Raw genomic sequence first — 22,893 nt, forward strand, 5'->3', positions numbered from 1 at the left:
GAATAATACTTAACTTACCCATAATAGTCGTCAGAGAATAGATAAGAACCATTTCTTTAAAAATGACGTTTTGATGGCTAATTTGTCCTGTGTATTGAGCTTCTATACGGTGCATGATACCATGAAGCGATATAGGCATTTGAAAATGTGAAAAAAAGGATGGAACCTCATGAAGCGTGTCGCAGCACTATTTACGATTGCGTTGCTGTTTGCAGGATTAGCTGTATTTCAATATAAAAATGATGACTCGGATTCAGCAGCGTTAGCAGCCACTTCCGTCGATTTTAAGCCGAAAGCGGGATTTCAAGCGACAATCTTCAAACTCCCTGATCTTGATGAGAAGTCCTATGAAATAGGGGGCAAACAGGATAAACTGACCTTCGTTAATTTCTGGGCATCTTGGTGTGGTCCTTGTGAACTGGAAGCGCCGGATCTGCAGCGGCTGCATGAGCAATACGGGGAAAAAATTTCACTCGTTGGCGTTAATGCTACGAAATTTGATAAAGAACGGGCAGCTAGAGACTTTGTCAAAGAATACGAGTTCACGTTTCCAATCTTAATGGATCGGGTGGGCGATGTGACGAAGCAGTATAAGGTAGATACGTTTCCAACAACGTTTCTTATTGACAGCGATGGTGTCATTAGAGAGCGGATCAATGGCGTCATTCCTTATGCGGAGTGGGAACGCATGATTGAGAAATGGATGTAGTCGGCAGCAACAACAAAAAAGAGTCGAGCAGGCGTGAACAGCCTGTTCGACTCTTTTTGTTGTTTTAATGATTGACGAGGCCCATGCGATCGTGAGGATCAACTAGTGTGCTGTCAACCTTTACCATGTTAAGCAGGGCATAACGAATGCTGTCTACGAGAGCTTCCCAGCTTGCTTCGATAACGTTGTTCGATACGCCAACGGTGCTCCACGTATTGTTTAGTCCTGTCGACTCGATAAGAACACGCACCTTAGCTGCTGTAGCGTCCTTCTCGTCGATTACACGGACTTTATAATCCGATAGATGGATATCAACGATTTCTGGATAAAACTGCACCAGCGCCTTGCGCAGGGCGTTATCGAGGGCGTTGACAGGTCCATTGCCTTCAGCAGCCATATAAACTTGCTGGCCGCCAACGTTGATTTTTACAATCGCTTCTGAAATCATTTGGCCGTTTGTTTTTTCTACGAGCATTTTGAAGGATTCAACCTTGAACAATTCTTTTACTTCGCTGCCGAATGCTTCACGAAGCAGCAGCTCCATAGAAGCGTCGGCGCCTTCAAATTGATAGCCTTGATGCTCGAGCTCTTTAATTTGATCCATAATGAGCTTTGTTTTCTCATTATTTGCGTTGACATCAAGTCCAAGCTCTTTTGCCTTGGATATGATATTGCTTTGTCCTGCGAGCTCAGAGACTAGAATACGCTGCTTGTTGCCAACAAGCTCTGGTTGAATATGCTCATAGGTTTTGGAATCCTTCATAATGGCGGAGACATGAATGCCGCCTTTGTGAGCGAATGCGGCATTGCCGACATAAGCTTGACCAACAGGCATGTGGACATTCGCAATTTCACTGATATATCGAGCAGTACTCGTCAATGTGCGAAGCTTATCCTCTGGCAAAACGTCATAATTCATTTTGATTTGTAAGTTAGGGATGATGGAGCATAGGTTTGCATTCCCGCAGCGCTCGCCGTAGCCGTTAATCGTGCCTTGTACTTGACGAGCCCCGGCTTCGATTGCTGCTAAAGAGTTTGCGACAGCCAGCTCACAGTCATTATGTGTATGAATGCCGATAGGGGCCGTTAGCTCCTGCTTCACGCGCGAAACGATTTCATGAATTTCACTAGGCAAAGTGCCGCCGTTCGTATCGCATAGGACGAGCCAGTTGGCGCCAGCCTCCTGTGCTTTCTTCAAAACAGCAATGGCATACTCTGGATTGTTCTTGTAGCCATCGAAAAAATGCTCGGCATCGAACAAGGCTTCCATTTGATTTTGCTTTAGAAAAGCAATGGAATCAAAAATCATCGACATATTTTCTTCTAAAGTCGTTTGCAGGGCTGTATGTACATGGAAATCCCATGACTTGCCTACAAGCGTAGCAGCCGGAACACCGGACTCCACGATGCGAACAAGGCTGGCATCCTGCTCTGCCAAACTGTTTTTGCGACGAGTGCTGCCGAAGGCAGTAATTTTGGCGCTTAAATTGAAAGCTTTGATCCGCTGAAAAAACTCAATATCCTTACTGTTGCTTCCAGGATTTCCGCCTTCAATATAATGAACGCCCAACGTGTCGAGCTTCTGGGCAATTTTTAATTTGTCATCTGCCGACAGGCTGATCCCTTCACCTTGAGTACCGTCACGCAGCGTCGTATCGAATATAGATATGTTTTTTGTCATTAACGGGACGCCTCCTTCACTGAATGCCTTTTCAAATCATAATTTAGTATTATAACACTTGTCGCCTTGAAAGTAGAGGGGGCAAAAGGAATTTTTGTCAGCTCGCGCGTGCTTCGTTGACTTGACCCTATTGGAATTGTATGCTTGGGTGGATAAGCTTATGTAGGCTTATGGCTTAGGTTAGGCGGTGTGTTGCGCGATTATGACGAATACGAATGAGTTCTATCCGGCTAAGGGCCGAGTGATCATTCATTTAGATATGAATGCTTTTTATTGTTCCGTACATGAGGCTGAGGAGCCGGAGAAATATAAGGACAAACCAACTGCGGTGTCCGGTAGCGTTGAGCAGCGAAAGGGTATCCTCGTCACTTGTTCTTATGCAGCACGGAGCAGAGGGATAAAGACGGGAATGACAGTCAGACAGGCACTAACACTTTGTCCTGAGCTTATATTAATCAAACCGGACTTTTCATTATACCGCAAATATTCACATGGCTTTATGGCAATCGCTAGACAATATACGCCGCTCGTTGAGTCTGTATCGATTGACGAATGTTATATGGACATTACCGGTTCGAAAATGTTCGGCTCGCCGCTTGATATTGCGGCTTCGCTGCAGCAGCGGATCAAGTCCGAGTGGTCTCTTCCTTGTTCTATTGGTTTAGCTCCAAATAAGCTGCTTGCAAAGATGGCATCCGACATGAAAAAACCAAACGGGCTGACTGTGCTGCGGATTCGTGATGTGCAAAAGGTGCTTTGGGATAAGCCATGCGATCATTTGTTTGGCATTGGCAAAAAAACAGCTGATAAGCTCAGCAAGCTGAATATTCGGACGATTGGCCAGTTGGCGGCATCGGATGAAACGATGCTGAATAAGCATTTTGGCGTAGTTGGCTCTTGGATGAAATCAGCTGCCCATGGACTTGATTATTCTGAAGTTAACCCAAATCGGGAACGGAACAAATCGATCGGTCATACGACCACGCTTCCAAGCGATATTACATCGCGGGACGACGTTTTCCGGGTGCTGCTTAATTTGGCGGATCAGACAGGTCGCAGGCTGCGAAGGCAGAAGATGGTCGCAACCACGGTTCAAATCACAATTCGCAAGCCGGATATGACGACGATTGCCCGCTCCCACACCCTTGCAGCTCCTACGGAATCGAGTGAAGATTTCTATAGGGAGGCGTGCAAGCTATATGACCGGCATTGGAAGGAAGGCGAACCTATTCGGCTGCTTGGCATAACGCTCCAGAACCTCACTTTGCTTGCCGAAACTGCCTTGCAGCTTGATTTGTTCAGCTACGAGAAACAGCCGAGAAAAGAAGCGTTGACTAAAGCGATGGATCAGCTCCGCGACAAGTATGGAGAGGATGCTGTTTTGACGGCGGGAATGCTTGGAGATGATCCATCAACCTTAATTAGGAATAAACGAATTCGCGGTACATCCTTGCAAAAGGACGATAGTTTGTTATATATTGATGAATGAAGCTTGACTGTACAGAGACGAGATTATTCCGTTTATTTATTTGGGAGGGGATTTCCATGGGTAAGTTTACTTGGGTTGAAAAAGATACGTGCATCGCTTGTGGAGCTTGCGGAGCAACTGCACCTGACATTTATGATTATGATGACGAAGGTCTTGCAGAAGTTATTTATAAAGCTGACGGCAATACAGGCAACACTGAAATTCCTGAAGATTTGTTCGATGATTTGCAGGATGCAGCTGACGGCTGTCCGACAGATTCAATCAAAATTGCAGACGTTCCTTTTAATTACTAATTTTTGAGTGATGATAAAAAAGTTCCTCTCCGCTTTGCTATGCAGCGGTGAGGAGCTTTTTTTGTATATGCTGCAATAACAGAAATGGACTCGGGATTACAATCAAACTCCTTGCCTGCCKATATAGAGGATATATACCACATGTCGGGAGGATGGGGGATGGACTCTCCGGAAGATATTTTTTATTTGAAGCAATTTGTAAAGCAGCACCCTGATAACCAAATGGGTTGGTATTTGTTAGGCAAGCAATACAAGCTCGCCGGCAAGGAGGGCAAAGCGAATTATTGCTTCCTGCAAGCTGGTGAAGTATACGATGCCTTCGAGCATGAAAGTCATCCGTTATCGGAAAATCAATTGCAGCTGCTTAAAGATTGGGATTTGCAGCAAAAGAAAAAAAGGCGAGCTCGCAAATTAGGAGCATTAGCTCTATTGTTCCTGCTCGTTGCAGTGTTTGCTCCAGCTAGCACTTCCGTATTCAAGGAAAGGCCAGAGCAGCCCGAGCCTATAGCCTTAGTTGAAGTGAACCCAATTGGCGTTGTGTTTATACCGCGTAAAGAACGAAATCCAGTCGGAAGCGCATGGAACAGCCTCATTGCAGCCGGCAAGCAAGCACCTCTTCATACCATTGCAGCTCGCCTTGAGGAAGATGAGGGCTGGCGGAAATGGACAGGGAACACTAGACTGCTCATGTCTGTAGAAAAGGAAAACGGAAGCAGTAAGCTGGATGTAACGATGTATGACCGCCTTACCTGCGAGTGTGAGCCTTCCGAGGCGAGCTCGGCAGCAGCACAATATAAGGAATGGAGCAGGCAGCAAGAGACGCACTGGACGCTTGCAAGCGGCATCTATCAATATGAGAAAAAATATAAAAAGTGGCCGGAGCAGCTGGATGATCTCATTCAATCTTATCCGAACAATGTTCTTTCCGGGGAACGCAGCGGTATGCGCTCTATGTTTCCGGCTGTATTGCGAAAGCTGAAAGTCGCGCAGGCACAAAAAAACCGTTCAATCCAAGAGCAAGAGCAAGCAGCAGGAAATCAGCAGCAAGAGGAAAGCGATAAAAGAACGAGTCCGATCGTAGGCACAAATGGAATTTTGGATAAACAGTGGAGCCAGCCGCTGGAGGTCGTAGTGGATAAAGCAAGTTATCGACTTGCTGTCATCCAAGGTGACATTATTGTGCGCAGCTATAAGGTGGGCCTCGGAGGCGATGCAACGCCTGAGGGAAGCTTCTACATTAGTGAAAAGGTTAGAAATCCGAATGGGCGTGACGATGGAAACTTCGGAAGCCGAGGAATGACATTATCGAATACGCTGTACGCGATTCATGGAACGGATGAACCCGGCAGTATTGGCAAGGACGAATCACTTGGCTGTATCCGGATGGGCAAAGCTGATGTGGAGGAGTTGTTTGATATGGTGCCGCTAGGAACGGTTGTCAAAATAAAAAATGGGACGCTTCCGTCTAAGGTGCAGCAGCCAGCAGAACGCTTTCAGCTGGAGCCGCTCCAAAACGAAACCAATCCCTTGAAAATCTATAAATGGTTGACGTAGACCGCTTACGAAGTGAAAATAAGAAGCAGCGCGACAGCTACAACGACTACGCCGACGATTGAACCAATCCATATAAGCGCTTTTTTGTTTACTTCATCCTTCGGTTTCGCTTTTATTGTAGCCGGTCTTCTTTTTGGTGAACTCATCGACAATCAACCTCTCTATTTCATAGTAATAAATAATATGATCTCATTGTAATCGTTTTCTAGACAAGCCGCAATACAATGGAAGCTTGCACCTTGCGTGCAGGCTCTTTTCTTTTTGCCGCAAAAAAGATAAACTGTCAGATAGAGCATACATCTAAGATCGGAGTGAGTAAGTTGATTTATTCTTCAATTTTAAAACCTATTTTTTTTCGAATGGATCCTGAGAGGGCCCATCATCTTGTGATTGACGGCTTAGCTGCCGGCGGTGTAGTTCCAGGGCTGAATGGTCTGATGAATGCGATGTATGGCGTAGCAAAGTCGCCTGAGCTTGCTACAGAACTATTCGGACTGCAATTCCCGCACCCTGTTGGACTTGCTGCTGGACTTGATAAGAACGGCAAAGCTGCGGACGGTTTCTCAAGCATAGGTTTTGGTTTTGCTGAGGTTGGAACGGTAACGCCAAAAGGACAAGCCGGAAATGAGCAGCCGCGATTGTTCCGCCTCCCATCAGACGAAGCGCTTATTAATCGGATGGGCTTTAACAATGATGGCACTGCGGCAATGGCAGAGAAGCTGTCACGACGCAAAATAAATAGAATCCCGATAGCGGTTAACATTGGCAAAAACAAAATAACGCCAAATGAACTTGCTCATGAGGACTATCAGACCTGCATACGCGAATTGTATACATACGGCGACTTTTTTGTCGTCAATATCAGCTCTCCCAACACCCCGGATCTGCGTGATTTGCAGCATGGTGAAGAACTGAAAAATTTGCTTGCCGCTGTAAAAAAGGAAATAAACACGCAAGCGGCGAAAACAGGAGCAAAAGCAAAACCTGTTCTCGTCAAAATTGCGCCTGACATGACAGATGAACAGCTGGAGCTTACCGTTGCGACTATTATGGAAAGCGGAGTTTCAGGTATAATTGCAACAAACACAACATTATCGCGCCAAGGCCTTCAGCATTCGAATGCTGGCGAAGCGGGCGGGCTCAGCGGCAAGCCGCTGCGAGATCGTTCAACGGAGGTCATACGGGCGGTATATCGCCAAACCGGGGGCAAGCTGCCCATTATTGGCTCGGGCGGCATTTTTACAGCACAAGACGCATACGATAAAATCCGCGCGGGAGCTTCACTTGTAGAAATCTACACGGCGCTTATTTACAAAGGGCCTGGAGTGCTGCGAGAGCTAACGAGTGGATTGAAGGAATGTTTACGCAAAGATGGCTACCGCAATATTGCCGAAGCAGTTGGTGCAGATCACGTTTAAGAACAGGAGGCGGCCGGATGGACGGTAGAGACTGGAATCTTTTTTTACAGCCTTATGAACAAGCGGTTGAAGAACTTAAAGTGAAATTTAAAACGATGCGGGTCGAACTGAAGATACGAGAAGCTTACGCGCCGATAGAATTCGTCACCGGCCGGGTTAAGCGAATTTCTAGTATTCTGGAAAAGGCCAAGCGTCTCAAAGTCCCCTCGGATCAATTGGATACGGGTATAGAGGACATTGCAGGTATTCGCATTATGTGCCAGTTTGTGGATGATATTCACCGCGTAGCTGGCTTGATTCGCACGCGTAAAGATCTTTCCCTTGTATATGAGAAGGATTATATTACGAATTTCAAAGACAGCGGCTATCGAAGCTACCATATGATTGTAGAATATCCAGTTCAAACAGCACTAGGATACAAAATCGTGTTGGCTGAAATTCAAATACGGACGTTAGCGATGAATTTTTGGGCGACAATCGAGCATTCATTAAACTACAAGTTTAAAGAAAGCTTGCCTGAAGATGTGCGTGAGCGGTTGAAAAAAGCGGCTGAAGCCGCATCGCAGCTGGATACAGAAATGACCAGCATACGCAAAGAAATTTTGGATGCGCAGACCGAATTCGAGGAGCAGTCCAACGTGGTCTCGAAGGTGCTTAAAGGCATTCAAGATTTGTATTTTTATAATCGGGTTCGTGAAGCTGCTCAATTTCAAATGAAATTTAACGAGAAATTTGAAAAAGAGGACTATCATGAGCTTAATCAGCTTTCGCTTGATATTCAAACAGCCATTGGGAAAGCTAAGAAAGCAAACCAAAGCTAGTATAAAAGCAGGCGCAAAACCAATTTGAATTGGATTTAAGATAGTTAGGCAAAATGAACATTGAAGACGACTTTCACTCCATTATAGAGTGAGAAGTCGTCTTTTTTTGTTGTCTAAGGGAGGTTGCGCCCATTCCATCATTTACAATAAACAAACGTTAAAATGACTTCTGTTTAACAATACAACCAATCAAAACATATATAATGCACATGAAACAAGAAAATAAAAGGAGTGATTGAGTTGTTTTATAGGTGGAGGAGAAGCTTAGCGGTTTTCATAGTTATGGCTGTTTTATGTTCCAATGCACAAGGGTTCATTCGATCAGCAAGCGCTGCCGATGGTGCGGTACAAGCACCTGAAGCATCTGTTGCTGGAGGGCGTTACGAGGCTGCGATAGCGGTTGTATTAAGCTCTAAAACAAGTGATGCTAGCATTTATTATACACTTGACGGAACGCTGCCTAATGAGAAAAGCAAAAAAGCTGACAATAATCCGATCACGATTGCCAAAACCACAAACCTTAGCGCGATTGCGATAAAGGATGGCGTGGCGAGCAAGGCAGTAACGTTTGGCTACATGATTAAAACAAGTGAAAAGCCGCTGCTGCAATTTGTAGCGATGTCAGACGTTCATGTAGGCTCGCGCACGACAGGTGATCCAAGATATGAAAGCTATTTCGATACTATCGCATCGATCTTTCCAAATCCTGATGCCATCCTAGTTGTAGGTGATATGATCAACGATAACGGGGGAGACAAACCGAACGATCATCAAATGGTAAGGGAAATTTTCCAAGCGAATCTAGCTAGAAAAAATATGACCAATACAAAGATGCATGTTGCAATGGGAAATCATGACGCGACAGTTGCAAAAGTGAATGAGCATTATCCTGCGGATTGGTTCACATCACAGGCTAATGGCTATTATGAAACTCAAATCGGCGGCTATTATTTTTTCTTCTTGAACGGAAACAACTACAACTCGGATACAAGCCAGCGCAATTGGCTTAAGGGCAGACTAGCTGAAATTACAGCTGATCCGTTAAACAAAAATAAGCCGATCTTTGTAGGCATCCATCAGCCGATCACAGGGACGGTAATGGACGGACAGCAGGCGTCCAATCCGAATCTTAACAGTGATCTGGCGGGCTACCCGCAGGTTATTACGTTGTCGGGGCACTCCCATCTGACCAACAGCGATGAACGCTCTATTTTCCAGAAGGATTATACGGCTCTGAATCTAGGCTCGATGTCGTACATTGAAGCAGAGCATGGCTACTCTGCTGTAACGAATGCAGGGCTGGTCAGCCGCTTTGAATTTCCGGTATCTCAGGCTGATTTTATTGAAGTGTATGCGGATCGGATTGAAGTGGATAGAATTGCTTTTAATGCAGATCCGGCAGATATAATGGATGATTGGACGCCGGTTCCCCCATTCAGCAGCGTCGGTACAATTGCTGGCGAGAAATGGGTTATTGAACTGAAAGGCAGCACGATTCAAGAGATTAAAAGCAATTTCAAGTATACGAGTGCAAACCGCAATAAAGTAGCACCGCAATTTCCTGCTGAGACGGATCTGAAAGTGACGGATCTGGATGGAACGCCTAAGCTGAGCTTCAATCAAGCGAAGGATGACCAAAACATGCATCATTACGAGCTGACGCTTACGAACAAAAGGACGGGTACGACCGCAAAATCGGTTAATGTGTTCTCCGACTATTTCTTTACGCCGATCCCGAATGCGATGACGATTCCACTGGAAGGACTTGATCCGCAAACGACCTATACTGCGGTCATTTATGCCGTTGACAGCTACGGGAACAAGTCTAGCGCGATCCAGCATACATTCCGTACGGAGGGTACGCTGCCTGAGCTTACGCCGATTGACCCTGAAACGATGTGGAAGGACCTAGTCGTTGATATGAAGTTTGACGACAACTTAAACGATGATGCGAGCGGCGTGACGGGTTCGGCTGTATCACGCGGAAGCGTTGCGTATGTGCAGGGCAAATCAAATAAAGCTGCGTACATTCCGGCAGGCAATGCGAATTATATCGATATGGGCAGCCGCAGCGATCTGAAGTTTGGCAGTGGCAGCTTTACGGTATCGTTCTGGCATACAGGCAATTTATCCGGTGATCAGACGGTCATTTCGAATAAAAACTGGAACAGCGGCAAAAACGTCGGTTGGTATATCGGACCTGCTGTATCCAATGCAATGACGTTAAACATTGCAGACGGCACGAACCGAATGGATACTTCGGCGGGTAGCGTAGGAAGTGAATGGCACTTGCTCACGGTCACCGTCGACAGAGCAAATCAAGTTGGCAAAGTGTATGTCGATGGCGTGGAGAAGGCCTCTAAAGAGATGACTGCACTTGGCACGAGCAGTGTAGACACCGCTTTTAATACGATGATTGGCGCAGATGGCAACAAAGGAAACGGCGGTGCCAATGTTACGATGGACGATTTGAAAATTTGGAAGCGGACGCTCACTGCAACGGAGATCAAAGCGTTATCCGATTCCTACAAAATCATTCCTGCCTATACGTATGAGCAGCTTAACAAGTTGAAGGTTGATGCTTCGGCCTTTGATGCTGCCAGTGAAAGTGTTGTTGGCGTCACCTATTCCGCTGCCAAGATGATGGAGCTCCGTTCTGCTTTAAGCAGTGCATCGGCGCTTACTCCTGAAAGCCCAGTTAACGAAATCGATGAAGCTTATGTGAATCTTATGCTCGCCTTGGAAGCGGCAAAGGAATCTGTTACTTATCAGTTCCTATCGAAATCGGCATTTGCAATCGAATCTTTCAGCTCTTATGCGGATAATGAAGATGCATTTGCATCAAATATTCTCGATGGAGATTCGGCGACTATTTGGCACTCCAAATGGGAAGCTCCCGCGGCAGATTTCCCTCACTGGGTTATTATTGATTCAAAGAATAGCCCTAGCTTGAGCGGCATTCAAAGAACAAGCAGAATGAATCAAACTGCGCTGGAATTTCCGAAAGACTTTGAGGTATACGCATCTGATCGCTTGTCAGATCTAAGTGACGCGGCATTCCTTGCGAATGAAGCCAATAAAGCGACAGGCACCTTCGGCAAATCGTGGACAGGCAGTACGTATAAAGACTTTACACCGCTTAACAAAACGATTTCCGGCAGATATATCAAATTTGTTGTAAAGAGCACTTATAATGCAGCAGGCACCTTTACGAGCATGAGTGAAATTGATTTTACAGGTACCGTGAAGGACAAGCAGACGGAAAAAGCCAGCTTAAAAGGTGAAACGAAAGTAACAGTGGGTGGTTCCATTGCGCTTACTTACGGTCTGGAAAACGTAGTCGGTTCCGTTATGGCAGAGGACATTACGATTGAATATGATCCTTCCAAGCTGACCTTTGTTTCAGCAGTATCCATGGATGAAACTAAATTTTTGATCCCAGAAACGAAGGATAAGGATGGACAAGTAAGATTGATTGCAGTCCATTTGAATGAGGCACAGACGAATGCGAATGGGGATTGGATGAAGCTCACATTCCAAGCTAAGGCAGGAGCTTTGGCAGGCCCAACTCAAATTACAGTGAAAAAAGCAGTATTATCCGACAGTGTGGAAGAAGTAACGATAGCCGGCGATTCGCTTGCACTTGAGGTTATTAATATCCCTGGCGATTATAACAATGATGAGAAGGTAAGCATCGTTGACTTAGCAATCCTCGTAAAATCATATGGTGCGAAGGAAGGCGACAGCAACTGGAATGCAGTTAAATCTGGGGATTTGAACAACGACAAGGTCATTGATATTCTCGATCTCGTATTAATGGCCAAATTAATCGTTGATTGGAGCAAATAAGAAAGAATAAGTAAATAAAGCCTTAGCTGCATTACATGTTTGAAAAAAAGAAGCTGTCCAGCAAGGTCGGAGTAGACCTAGCTGGACAGCTTCTTCAACTTATACAGCAGATGAGCGTTAACTAATCTGTTGATTTTTTTGGTTTGTACAGCTTATCGATGGCTGCACGTATTTCTTCCTTGGTCTTGCCTTGCTTGCTTAAGGCGATTACTTCTTCCATCTCTTTCTTGCAAATGCCGCAGCTGGTACTGTGATTGGTCCATGTGACAGCGCCCTCGTCCGCAGGATGTTCGGCAACGTAGCAGCGCAGAAGCGAGTCATGCGGGGTTTCAACTGCTAACCCATCTGAGCAACCGCAATAACATGTGATACCGCTCATAATGTCGGCGTGAGCATGGACTCCTTTATAAAGCTCGCTCGTATGTGGCGTATAGTCCGCTAAAAAACCAGGCAGCTCATCATAGGATGCTGTTGTTTGCCATGTTTCGGAACCGTGTTGATGCTCAGCGCCTGCCTTGTCGTCGTTCGCTAAGCCGCATGCGGTGAGCAAAGTAATAAAAGCGAATGCGAGCAGCAAAGCATACATGATGCTGCGAATGCGTGAATTTTTTTGCTCCTCCGTAATCTGCTCAGCCGTTTGGCGCTGACGCTTCATCATTTGGTTTCAGCCCCCGAATATTTATTGAAAAACGCTCTAAAATCATCTAGTTTATAGCCGGTAGTTCCTTCTTCAGCAAGTCCGCCCTCTAGCTTGTCAATTTGAACGCCATCTTTGAAATAAGCAAGTGTAGGCGTAAACTCGACATTATATTTGTTGAAATAGCTTGGGAATTCTCTTAAGTTGAATTGCGGAAGGTCAATTCCGAGCTCATCAACAAGCGGCATAAGCTGTGGCGTTGTTCTTTGGCAATGCGGACAATCAGAAGCGAATAGGTAAACGAAGAAATCTTCCTTATCGGCCACTTTCTTGTCTAATTCAGCAGGTAAAATGATATTCTGATAGTTAGGATCATTAAGCAGCTTGCGTGTTTCTGGGTTCAGCTCGGAGAGGGGCTTGTCATATACGGCGTTTACCTTGCCACTGTTGTTTAAAACGGTAATAAGACCGAATAAAATAACAACGATACCGATATAGACGTAAATCATTTTCAATTTCTTTTTCTTCTTCATGTAAGCAACTACCTCCGAAACAGGTTTAAGTGGACAAGCTATGAAAGAACAGCATGTCCTTACTTAAATATATTATATAACAAATCCGTATTGGTATGTAAGAGCTTGAACATCAATGTCATACAACATTCGGATTTAGAGAATGAAAGGAAATATACGGATAAAATGTTGGATATTACTGGTTGTCTGATCTGGCGTTAATTGCTTGAGGATCTTGCATGGCTTCTCTCTGTTCAATATAGTTTACGCTAAACGAATGCCTGATGCAGATCGATTTGTTCTTCGGTTCGTTCTGGAGCGTGACCAGCCTCATAATCGCTGTCGATATAGACTGTTTTTTCGCTTTTCGAATATTTTCATATAGGCGATTCGGTATAGCCGATCCTGCGGACTCGCGATCAACTTGGAGAAGCTTTCGTCATCGCCGGCTATTGCTTTTTTTACAAGTTCAATTTCATTTGAAATGGCGGTCGGCCTCCTTATGAGTAATAGTCGTGCTCTGGTTATGCTCTCCCACATGATTACATTCATACTGAACCTTGCCCCAGTCAGGTGCGCCGATAGTGGCTGTTCCAAAACCTGAGGCAAGCACTTTTTCACCATGTTTTAGGGTATAATGATAGGTGCCCTCTGAAAGTCTCGCCTCGCCCTTTAAGGAATAATTGACGGATACAGGAGYGATCATCAGGTTGTGAAATGATTCGTTGTCGACTTTTTGCTGCTTGCGTACATCGTTAGCGGTATGATGACTTTGCGAACTTGTTCGACGCTCTCTTGATGAATTTCATATAGCTCGATATGGAGCGGGATGTCGAGTGACAACTTGTTCACCGGAACGATAATGGTCTGATTCACTTTGCCCCATTCCGGTCCGCCTACAGAAGCAGTTCCAAAATCAGTCATGATGATTTTATCGCCCTGCTTGATTGTGAAATGGTATGTGCCTTCGAATAGGCTTGCTTCGCCATTAATTTCAAATACTAAACTTTGCTTCGCTGCTTCAAAATAGCGTTTCGGTGCTTGTCTAACTTTTCAACAATTTTAATGGCGCTTCATTATTCCGTGCGTTGTATAATGGATCCTTAAGCTTTGTGTACGAATGCCTCGGCGAATGCTGAGAGGCTATTTATTTGGCAGGAGGAAATAGCATGAACGGCAATTTGCCGCGTAATTTCACAGAAAAAATGGAAAAGCTGCTTGGTGATGAGTTTGATAGCTTTATGTCTTCGTATGATGCACCGAGAGTATATGGTCTTCGAATCAATCGATTAAAGCTAGGTGTCGAACAATGGAAAAAGCTATCTGACATGGGCGAAGAGGTGCGTGAAATACCTTGGGCACCGGATGGTTTGTATTACAAAGAGGGTGAACGGCCAGGCAAACATCCGCACTATCATGCGGGGCTCTATTATATTCAAGAACCGAGTGCGATGGCTCCGGTAGAACTGCTGGACGTTCAGCCTGGTCAACGCGTACTTGATCTATGCGCGGCTCCAGGAGGCAAATCGACGCAAATTGCAGGGAAGCTGYAAGGAAGCGGAGTGCTCGTCACGAATGATAACGCCAGAGAAAGAACARAGGCTTTGGCCAAAAATATAGAGCTTGCCGGCGTACGCAATGCTGTCGTGCTTAACGATGAGCCCGCAGCAATTGCCGCTGTTTTTCCACAATGGTTCGATCGTATTCTCATTGATGCCCCATGCTCCGGCGAGGGCATGTTTCGCAAGGATGATTCAATGATTGCAGAATGGGAGAAACACTCGATTGAAAAATGCTCCTTAATGCAGCGCGATATTATGCAGCATGCCGCAGCGATGCTGGCACCTGGAGGGAGAATGGTCTATTCGACATGCACGTTCTCGCCGGAGGAGAACGAGCAGCAAATAGCTCAGTTTTTAGCCGAGCATGAAGATTTTTTTGTTGAAGCTATTTATCCTCAGCATGGCTGGAGGGCAGGCAGAGCGGATTTAGCAGAAGGCATGGCGCAGCTTGATGAAGAGCGTCTGCAATCCATTCAAGGAACGGTAAGGCTATGGCCGCATCTAATCGAGGGAGAAGGTCATTATGCGGCTGTCCTTAGACGCAGCGGGGAGCGGACAAGCATTATTGAAGAAGAGCCGGCGGTTGCTGCTTCTGTAAAGCGCCAGAGCGTCCAGTCTGCTGGCGGAAGCTTAAAACGCGAAGTCGTGCCAAGCAGCGGGAAAAGACAAGAAAAGAAACAAGATCATAGGGATGAGCGCCGCGCAGCTAAACGGCAAACGAGAAATGACTTTGCCAACGCTGGATTGGAGCGCCCTGCAAACAAGAAAGGAGCAGGGAGTGGTCGTGATGGAGCCGCGATGAACCTCACGGAAGAAGCAAGTCCAATTGAGCTGTGGCACCAGTATGCAGAACAATTTGCGATAAATGCACGTAGCTGGCCAGGGTGTGTAGTAGCCTTTGGTTCTCGTGTATATATTCAGCCTGCCGAACTGCCATCGCTCGATGGCTTGCGCGTAGTTAGAGCCGGCTGGTATGTAGGTGAAGCTATTCGAGGTCGATTTGAACCGTCACACCCGCTAGCCATGGGGTTAAAGCGAGATGAAGCCGTGCGCTCCGTTAATTGGAGATCGTCTGATGAGCAGACGATTCGATATCTCAAAGGGGAAACCTTGTTTGTTGATGATTCGGAATTAACGGTGCATGCTGGCGCCCCCTCAAAAGGATATATATTAGTTTGCACAGACGGTTTCCCGATAGGTTGGGGGAAATATGCCGCTGGAATGATCAAAAATGAACTGCCTGCAGGATGGAGATGGATGTAGAATGAGTAAACGTATTCGAATTGACAAGCTGATCGCCCATATGGGACTGGGTACGCGCAGCGAAATTAAACGAGCTGTGAAGCTCGGCATGGTTGTTGTCGATGATAAAGTAGTGAAAGACAGCGGACTAATCGTTGACCCTGATACAGCAAAGGTTTATTTTGACGGCGCACCTGTCGTGTATCGTGATGTCGTTTATTTCATGTTGAATAAGCCGCAGGGCGTTATTTCTGCAACAGAGGATAGCCGTGAACGCACGGTAATCGATTTACTTGAGCTCTCCGATCGGCAGCGAGATCCATTTCCAGTCGGACGACTGGATAAAGATACGGTTGGCTTGCTGCTGCTGACGAACGATGGGCAGCTTGCTCATGAACTGTTGTCTCCGCGTAAGCATGTTGCGAAGACCTATGAAGCATTGGTTCTTGGCGATGTTGGCGAAGAAGACCAGCAGCTTTTTTTGGCTGGCATTGCATTAGACGACGGGTATGTTACGATGCCGGCTGAGCTACACATCAAGAGTCGTGAACAACGGGATGATGAAATATTTTCGAGTATCTCCCTTACCATTATGGAAGGTAAGTTCCACCAAGTGAAAAGAATGTTTGAAGCTGTCGGCAAAAAGGTCGTATACTTGAAAAGAGTATCGATGGGTCCGCTTAAGCTTGATGAAACCCTTGAAGAGGGCTCCTATCGGGAGCTGACGGAAGAAGAACTAGAGCTTCTGCGCTCACATAAACGGAAGACGGATTAAACATTGTATATAGTGTTTGCTGTAATTAAGACATAGAGAGAGCACTTACAGAGTTTGGAATAGGAGTGGAGACATGAGCCTTAATTATGACTTAATTGCTTTAGATGTGGATGGGACACTGCTTACAGATGATCATGTACTGACGAAAGCTATTCGTGAGTCGGTACATGAGGCTGCCAATCGCGGAGCTCAAATCGTATTATGTACTGGGAGAGGACCATCAGGCGCACTTCCTGTGCTGAAAGAGCTTGGACTTAGCGGGACGGTTATTACTCATAACGGAGCAGCAACGATTAATGCGGATGACCATTCCGTTGTTCACCAATTCGATATGGTACCTGAGCATTTATTGCGTTTTATTCAATATTGCYGCGAGAATGGCATTCATTTTGATTTGAATACTGCTTTTGAAATGATGGTCGAGAGCATGACGCCGGAAGTAGAAGCAATGTATGGTCATTTTCAAGCTAAGCCATCGATTCATGATTTCCGCCTGGGCTTGCCTAGCGGCCTTGTAAAATTTACAGTTTTCGGAACGAAGGATCAGATGGATGTCGTACAAACGGAATGGTCGGGATGGCCTAAGCAGCTTCATTCGATTCGGAGCGGCGACTTCTTTATCGATGTGCATCATAGTGAAGCCAATAAAGGAAAAGCGTTGCAGCAGCTTGCTGCAATTAAAGGCATTGATCGCAGCCGAATTCTAGCAATCGGCAATTATCATAATGATATAACAATGCTTCAATTTGCGGGCATGGGCATAGCAATGGGCAATTCTCCTGAGGAAGTGAAGCTGGCAGCTAATGCAGTTGCACATTCGAATAGCGAGGATGGCGTGGCTAGAGCGCTTTATGAGCACGCTTGGAGCTAATATTTATCCCGGATTTACGAAAACTAAATTTTACGTTTTCGGATGCAGCGGCGCGTATAAATGCCAATGCAATTCTACTAGCTGCGGCAGAGGATATTATGACGCGGCATTGACTATCAATAATAATCAGTATGATCTAACGGTTAACGAAGTAAGATCCTGACGGAATGAAATAGAAAAAGAAAGAGCGGTCAGCACTAGGAATAAGTTCCTGTGTTGACCGCTCTTTCTTTTAAAGTTGTTTACCGATTGCGTCCGCCGCCACCGCGCGGTTTGCTCGAAGAGCTTCCGCCACCACGCGGGCTGTTGCCGCGACCGCCGGCAGGTGAGCCGCTGCGTCCGCCTGACGATGATTTGCCGCGCTTGCCTGTTCCACGGCCGTTTTCGTGCTCATTTAATGTTTTCGCTTTGAAATCACTGCGCGCTGCTTCCCAGGGGCTATCCACCTTGGACGAGGCACGGCCTGCTACATGCTCTGCGCCGCGAGGACTGCCGAAGCCGCCGGTGCGAGTTGCACCACCGCGAGCTGAGCCGCCACGACTCTCGGAGCGTTCGCCACCGCGAGCTGAACTTCCGCGACTTTCGGAACGATCACCGCCGCGAGTGGTACTGCTGCGGCTTTGGGAACGGTCATTACCGCGAGCGGGGCTTGCGGATTCGAATCGGTCCCCACGGTTGGCTGTCCAGCCTGTGCTCTCGCCAGCTGCTTCGGAAGCTTGACCGCGAATCTCAGCTGTTCTGCCTGTACGTTTGCCAGCATTAGGACGTACGGTCTCGCGTTGGCCTCTGCGTCCGCCTGGCTTCGCATTGCGATCGCCTTGAGCAGAACGGTCACGACCGCCGCGGCGTCCACCCTCGGATGGCTTGCTGCTGGAACCGCGTGTACTGCTTTTGCCAGCTGCACTGCGTGTTCTCTCTGGACGATCGCCAGATTGTGCGCGTACAGATGTTTCGTTGCCTTCGCTGTCAATCGCACGGCGTGCAAGCTTAGCATTTATGCTTTGTTCAATAAGAATCAAATGGTTTTTGTCATAAGGAGTTGCGAGTGTAATGGCTGCGCCATCTTGCCCAGCGCGACCTGTTCTGCCAATACGGTGAATATACAGCTCGCCGTCTTGTGGAACGTCGTAGTTGTAAACATGGGTAACCCCTTCAACATCGAGTCCGCGAGCAGCAACGTCAGTCGCTACGAGCACCTGCAGTCTTGCATCTCTGAAGCGCTTCATTACTTGCTCACGCTTCGCTTGCGTAAGATCGCCGTGCAGCTCATCCGATTCGATGCCGATCTCTTGGAGTTCCTTGTTTAATTTTTTCGCGCGAACTTTAGTCCGGCAAAAAATAACGGCCAAATAGGGCTGATGACGCTCTAGCAAATGCACGAGAGTTTGCTGCTTGCTTCTATCCGTTGTTTCATAGACGATTTGTGTAATGCTGTCGAGTGTGACGTTGGTACTGCGTACCCGAATATCGACAGGCGTCTTCATATAATCAGCAGCCAGCTTGCGAATAGCATCAGGCATTGTAGCTGAGAACAACATCGTTTGACGAGCTTTCGGCGTTTGTGAAATAATGCTTTCTACATCTGGCAGGAAGCCCATGTGAAGCATTTGATCCGCTTCATCGAGAACAAGCATCTGCAGCTTGCCTAGGCTGACGGTTTCACGTTTCATATGATCGATTAGACGACCAGGCGTTGCAACTACGATATGGGGCGAGCGCTGCAGCTTGCGAATCTGAGCATCAACGTCTTGGCCGCCATAGGCAGCAAGCACGCTTACGCCAACAGCGGGAACAAGTTTTTTGAGCTCGCTCGTAATTTGAATCGCAAGTTCCCTAGTTGGAGTTAATATGAGAGCTTGGACTTGTTCTTTCTCTATATTAATACGTTGCAAAATAGGCAAAGCAAACGCAATCGTTTTGCCTGTGCCCGTTTGAGCTTGTGCAATAACATCCTGCCCGTTGAGCAGAAGTGGAATCGCTTGCTTTTGAACCGGAGTCGGTTCGATAATTCCATCATGGTGAAGCAATTCGCTTAGCTTGGGAGTTATACCCAAAGCGTTAAATGCGTTAGACATTAATACATTTCCTCATTTCGTTTACATCTTTTGATGTTAAGTATAACAGCTGTCCTTATAATGTGCATCTTTACTTTGCTTATGCTATGCTAAAAGCCGACATTAGAGCAGCAGAGGAATGGTAAATATGAATGGAACAGAGCGCTCCGCGATCAAAGCGGGCCTATCGGTAGACATTGTTTTGAAGCAGGATCAACGGACTGGCAAGCTGACACGAGGTGTCGTGAAAGATATTTTGACGAATTCGCCTAAGCACCCTCATGGCATTAAAGTGAGACTGGCTGATGGGCAAGTAGGGAGAGTCAAGAATATCCTGACTTAAAGAGTCCATATCTAGTCAGGAAGGAATGTTCAACGTTAAAGGAGCGATGTGCTGTGGCCTTTGGCATAAAAAGAAAAGAGTTGCAGCGATGGAAGGAAGCCGTTGTCCGCGGAGAAATTGCATTTCTGACGCATTACTGGCTGGATTCAAGGTTTCCAGACATGAAGACTGTAACAAAGGTAGGCTGCTCCGATATGGAGAAGCTCTCGCGCTGGTGCCTCGATAACGGCCTTAATCCTCGCTATATTCATGCGCGGTCAGAGTATCCGCATTTTGATTTGCTTGGACCGATGCAGCGTGAAATATTGAAGCGAGAAAATCAGCTGGAACAGCTTGAACGATTTGATATGGTATGAGGATCAGAATCGCAATTAGCTGCTCATGAGGCGGCTTTTTTTATTACAAAAATGGAAAAAAATCTCGCTCCTTAATGAATCATCCTTTATGATAAATGGAAGCTTGGATGATTATGTCAGTTTAAGGGGAGTGGAATTTGCATATGGTTACCGAGAAATTGCAGCTGCTGGACACCTTCAAAGAATGGATAACGTTTGTAACCGATTTGGCGCGTTACGACGAGCGTATTTGGAATCAGAGCATTGCCGCAGGAAAGTGGTCGATTCGAGACGTCACAGCCCATATTTTACGTTGGGATATTTATTTTTATGAAGAAGCAATCTTAAAGGTGCGAGAGGGCTTGCCGCTTACGGTTAAACATTTGGATTATAATGAGTTTAACGAACAAGCAAAAATATACAGCAAGTCAACTTCAATCGCTGAGCTCGTTCATGAAGCTGCAAACATACGTGAGCGGATTATTGACACGATAGCACAGTTAGCAGATGAGCAGTACGAAGCTGCCTATGTAGACGCGGATGGTCATGCCTTTGAAGTGAGTCAATATATAAAAGATTTTATATGGCATGATCAGCATCATATGGAGCAGATTAAGCGACTGTTGCATTTTCGAATAGAGGAAATGAGCTTAAATGGCTGGCCAGCCTTGCAAACGGTTGTCTACGACGGCTGGCTGCTTCGTTTTGCAGAAGGTTATACGAAACGTTCCAATTCGATTAATCCTGTGTACGGCAACACGCTCCAGCTTGGTGCGAAAATAAGCTCCTGCGAGGAACTTTATGAACACAAAGGCATTCGCTCTGTTTTTAAAATAACACCCTTCGCTCAGCCTGCCTCGCTTGATGAGGAACTGGCGACCCGCGGTTATGAGCTTATCGATCGGACGATTGTAAAAACGATTCACCTTTCTGATGCTCCATCGCCGCTGCATGCTGAAATTTGGCTAGAGCAGGAAGTTTCAGAGAGCTGGCTGGATGCGGTTGCGGTTTTTAGTCGCTTAACGGATGAACAGCGGTCAACTACACGAAAAATGTTAAAACAGTCACCGCTGGATAAATGCTGCGCGGTTTTGCATGACAATGGAATACCGGTAGCATGCGGCTTTGCGGTGATTGAGGATGGTTGGATTGGTATTTATGATATTGTGACCGATCCTAACTATCGAAATAGAGGTTTTGGAGAGCAGCTTGTGCTGCATCTTCTGCAATGGGGCAAGGGACGTGGAGCGACTGAAGGTTATCTGCTCGTCGTAAAAGATAACGCAGCAGCTAATCGGCTGTACGATAAAATCGGGTATGTCCCGCAATACGAGTATTGGTATCGAGTAAAAAAATAAAAGCTGCTATTTGTTTTTTGTAATAATCGTATAAGGCGCCTTGTCGAATGTTTAAGGCGTTTATATGGGAAACTAAACAACTTAGATCGATCAGCATGAGAAAGAAGGATTACTTCGTGAAAATCAGCCATTCAAATTTATCATCAGCATCAGCATCTTCTGCGCCAATTGCAATAACAAGCTCATGGCTTCTGATTCTTGGCATATTGCTAATAGCAGCTAATTTGCGAGCGCCGCTGACAGCAGTTGGACCAATCGTATCTGAAATTCAGCGTTCGTTTGGCATTTCCAGTGCGCTCACTGGGCTGCTGACGACCTTGCCGCTGTTAGCATTTGCACTTATTTCTCCACTTGCACCACGAATTGCTCAGCGCATTAGTATGGAAAACACACTATTTATTGCAATGGTTGTGCTAACTGGTGCAATTGTGATTAGATCCCTTCCGACGATAGCCGCTTTATTTGTTGGAACAATCCTGCTGGGCATGGCGATTGCTGTTGCAAATGTACTGCTTCCGAGCATGATAAAAAGAGATTTTCCGGCCACCGTCGGTTTAATGACTGGTTTATATTCGGTAGTGATGAATTTAGGCGCTGCTTTAGCTTCAGGATTTAGCATTCCCATTACAGAGAAGCTTTCCTTTGGCTGGCAAGGAATGCTGGCCTGCTGGGCACTGCTCGCTCTATTTGCTACGATTGCTTGGGTACCGCAAATTCGTTCGTTTGCCCAGAAGGACAACAACAAAGCAGCAACGAACGGTGAGAAGAATGGTGGTCTGCTGCGCTCTGGCTTAGCTTGGAAAGTAGCATTATTTATGGGTCTTCAATCATTTTGTTTCTACGTTAATGTATCATGGCTGCCTGAAATTTTATCTGATCGCGGCATGAGCCACGTTGATGCAGGATGGATGCTGTCACTGCTGCAATTTGTCAGCTTGCCCGCGACATTTATTATACCTGTCATTGCGGGAAAGCAGGCAAGCCAAAGGCTGCTTGTTATTCTTACAACGATATTGCTGCTCCTAGGATACTTAGGTCTTCTTAGCGGGAATGTAAATCTTATTCCGATTTGTATGATTTTACTCGGAATTGCCGGCGGTTCCGGCTTTAGTCTCGCGGTTATGTTTTTTGTACTGCGGACAAGCAGCACAAGGCAGTCGGCTCAGTTGTCAGGTATGGCACAGTCCATTGGTTATCTGCTTGCCGCTGCCGGACCGCTGTTGTTTGGACTTATTCATGATTTGACGAATAATTGGACTGTCTCATTAGTAATGCTAGTAGTTGTTGCTGTTATTTTTGGATATATAGGCTTCGGAGCTGGAGCGAATAAAACGATATCAGGAGCACAAGAAAATTAAATATGGTGAAAAATTGATTATAAACCGTTTGG

20 protein-coding genes are annotated in these 22,893 nt (G+C 46.1%); 14 read left to right on the plus strand and 6 right to left on the minus strand.

Annotated features, from left to right (window positions below):
* The first annotated feature begins 169 nt into the window (after window positions 1-169).
* Window positions 170-709, plus strand: coding sequence for a TlpA family protein disulfide reductase (locus AB4Z17_RS20850; protein WP_441961842.1), 540 nt, complete (start codon window positions 170-172; stop codon window positions 707-709).
* Between the two features lie 64 nt (window positions 710-773).
* Here the strand turns inward: AB4Z17_RS20850 and cimA are convergent, their stop codons facing one another.
* Window positions 774-2,390: a citramalate synthase gene (cimA, locus tag AB4Z17_RS20855; protein WP_076266839.1), complete on the minus strand. Its 1,617-nt coding sequence runs from the start codon at window positions 2,388-2,390 to the stop codon at window positions 774-776.
* 202 nt (window positions 2,391-2,592) lie between these two features.
* Here cimA and AB4Z17_RS20860 point away from each other — a divergent pair, with 202 nt between their 5' ends.
* The 3 genes from AB4Z17_RS20860 to AB4Z17_RS20870 all read left to right on the plus strand — a co-directional run bounded on the left by AB4Z17_RS20860 (window position 2,593) and on the right by AB4Z17_RS20870 (window position 5,726).
* Window positions 2,593-3,879: a DNA polymerase IV gene (locus AB4Z17_RS20860; RefSeq protein WP_441910478.1), complete on the plus strand. Its 1,287-nt coding sequence runs from the start codon at window positions 2,593-2,595 to the stop codon at window positions 3,877-3,879.
* Between the two features lie 56 nt (window positions 3,880-3,935).
* Window positions 3,936-4,172 (plus strand): ferredoxin, encoded by a 237-nt coding sequence (locus AB4Z17_RS20865; protein ID WP_053376893.1) that lies wholly within the window; start codon window positions 3,936-3,938, stop codon window positions 4,170-4,172.
* A gap of 159 nt (window positions 4,173-4,331) precedes the next feature.
* On the plus strand, window positions 4,332-5,726 hold the full coding sequence (locus AB4Z17_RS20870) for a L,D-transpeptidase (RefSeq protein ID WP_441961843.1): 1,395 nt from the start codon (window positions 4,332-4,334) through the stop codon (window positions 5,724-5,726).
* A gap of 5 nt (window positions 5,727-5,731) precedes the next feature.
* Here the strand turns inward: AB4Z17_RS20870 and AB4Z17_RS20875 are convergent, their stop codons facing one another.
* Entirely contained in the window at window positions 5,732-5,872 is a 141-nt protein-coding gene (locus AB4Z17_RS20875) for a hypothetical protein (protein WP_441910476.1), read from the minus strand.
* Between the two features lie 174 nt (window positions 5,873-6,046).
* Here AB4Z17_RS20875 and AB4Z17_RS20880 point away from each other — a divergent pair, with 174 nt between their 5' ends.
* From AB4Z17_RS20880 to AB4Z17_RS20890, 3 genes are all read left to right on the plus strand, one after another.
* Window positions 6,047-7,144 carry a quinone-dependent dihydroorotate dehydrogenase gene (locus tag AB4Z17_RS20880; RefSeq protein ID WP_441910475.1) on the plus strand — a complete coding sequence of 366 codons (1,098 nt, stop codon included), beginning with the start codon at window positions 6,047-6,049 and terminating at the stop codon, window positions 7,142-7,144.
* A 17-nt stretch (window positions 7,145-7,161) separates the two neighbouring features.
* On the plus strand, window positions 7,162-7,965 hold the full coding sequence (locus AB4Z17_RS20885; protein WP_076266843.1) for a GTP pyrophosphokinase: 804 nt from the start codon (window positions 7,162-7,164) through the stop codon (window positions 7,963-7,965).
* A 282-nt stretch (window positions 7,966-8,247) separates the two neighbouring features.
* The gene (locus AB4Z17_RS20890) at window positions 8,248-11,814 is read left to right on the plus strand and encodes a LamG-like jellyroll fold domain-containing protein (protein ID WP_441961845.1); all 3,567 of its coding nucleotides are present in this window, start codon (window positions 8,248-8,250) and stop codon (window positions 11,812-11,814) included.
* A 121-nt stretch (window positions 11,815-11,935) separates the two neighbouring features.
* Here AB4Z17_RS20890 and AB4Z17_RS20895 read toward each other — a convergent pair whose 3' ends face one another.
* From AB4Z17_RS20895 to AB4Z17_RS20905, 3 genes are all read right to left on the minus strand, one after another.
* A complete protein-coding gene (locus AB4Z17_RS20895) occupies window positions 11,936-12,472 on the minus strand; it encodes a PCYCGC motif-containing (lipo)protein (protein ID WP_339203518.1) in 537 nt (178 codons plus the stop codon).
* On the minus strand, window positions 12,469-12,984 hold the full coding sequence (locus tag AB4Z17_RS20900) for a thioredoxin family protein (RefSeq protein ID WP_076266845.1): 516 nt from the start codon (window positions 12,982-12,984) through the stop codon (window positions 12,469-12,471). Before AB4Z17_RS20900 ends, AB4Z17_RS20895 begins: the two co-directional genes overlap by 4 nt.
* A gap of 684 nt (window positions 12,985-13,668) precedes the next feature.
* Window positions 13,669-13,887: a hypothetical protein gene (locus AB4Z17_RS20905; protein ID WP_441961847.1), complete on the minus strand. Its 219-nt coding sequence runs from the start codon at window positions 13,885-13,887 to the stop codon at window positions 13,669-13,671.
* A gap of 245 nt (window positions 13,888-14,132) precedes the next feature.
* On the opposite strand from AB4Z17_RS20905, the gene AB4Z17_RS20910 reads away from it, so the two are divergent.
* The 3 genes from AB4Z17_RS20910 to AB4Z17_RS20920 all read left to right on the plus strand — a co-directional run bounded on the left by AB4Z17_RS20910 (window position 14,133) and on the right by AB4Z17_RS20920 (window position 17,413).
* Window positions 14,133-15,788: an RsmB/NOP family class I SAM-dependent RNA methyltransferase gene (locus AB4Z17_RS20910; RefSeq protein WP_441961849.1), complete on the plus strand. Its 1,656-nt coding sequence runs from the start codon at window positions 14,133-14,135 to the stop codon at window positions 15,786-15,788.
* Window position 15,789: 1 nt separating this feature from the next.
* Window positions 15,790-16,542 carry a 16S rRNA pseudouridine(516) synthase gene (locus AB4Z17_RS20915; RefSeq protein WP_441910469.1) on the plus strand — a complete coding sequence of 251 codons (753 nt, stop codon included), beginning with the start codon at window positions 15,790-15,792 and terminating at the stop codon, window positions 16,540-16,542.
* A 73-nt stretch (window positions 16,543-16,615) separates the two neighbouring features.
* Window positions 16,616-17,413 (plus strand): Cof-type HAD-IIB family hydrolase, encoded by a 798-nt coding sequence (locus tag AB4Z17_RS20920; RefSeq protein WP_441961851.1) that lies wholly within the window; start codon window positions 16,616-16,618, stop codon window positions 17,411-17,413.
* 242 nt (window positions 17,414-17,655) lie between these two features.
* Here the strand turns inward: AB4Z17_RS20920 and AB4Z17_RS20925 are convergent, their stop codons facing one another.
* On the minus strand, window positions 17,656-19,488 hold the full coding sequence (locus AB4Z17_RS20925) for a DEAD/DEAH box helicase (RefSeq protein WP_441961853.1): 1,833 nt from the start codon (window positions 19,486-19,488) through the stop codon (window positions 17,656-17,658).
* 127 nt (window positions 19,489-19,615) lie between these two features.
* On the opposite strand from AB4Z17_RS20925, the gene AB4Z17_RS20930 reads away from it, so the two are divergent.
* From AB4Z17_RS20930 to AB4Z17_RS20945, 4 genes are all read left to right on the plus strand, one after another.
* Entirely contained in the window at window positions 19,616-19,810 is a 195-nt protein-coding gene (locus AB4Z17_RS20930; protein WP_076266853.1) for a YwbE family protein, read from the plus strand.
* Between the two features lie 53 nt (window positions 19,811-19,863).
* Window positions 19,864-20,166 carry a hypothetical protein gene (locus AB4Z17_RS20935; protein WP_441961855.1) on the plus strand — a complete coding sequence of 101 codons (303 nt, stop codon included), beginning with the start codon at window positions 19,864-19,866 and terminating at the stop codon, window positions 20,164-20,166.
* Window positions 20,167-20,309: 143 nt separating this feature from the next.
* Entirely contained in the window at window positions 20,310-21,503 is a 1,194-nt protein-coding gene (locus AB4Z17_RS20940) for a GNAT family N-acetyltransferase (protein ID WP_441961857.1), read from the plus strand.
* Between the two features lie 167 nt (window positions 21,504-21,670).
* A complete protein-coding gene (locus AB4Z17_RS20945) occupies window positions 21,671-22,861 on the plus strand; it encodes a CynX/NimT family MFS transporter (RefSeq protein ID WP_441910512.1) in 1,191 nt (396 codons plus the stop codon).
* Window positions 22,862-22,893 lie beyond the last annotated feature (32 nt).

The organism is Paenibacillus sp. TAF43_2 (assembly GCF_052113545.1).
In the GTDB taxonomy this organism is placed as follows: domain Bacteria; phylum Bacillota; class Bacilli; order Paenibacillales; family Paenibacillaceae; genus Pristimantibacillus.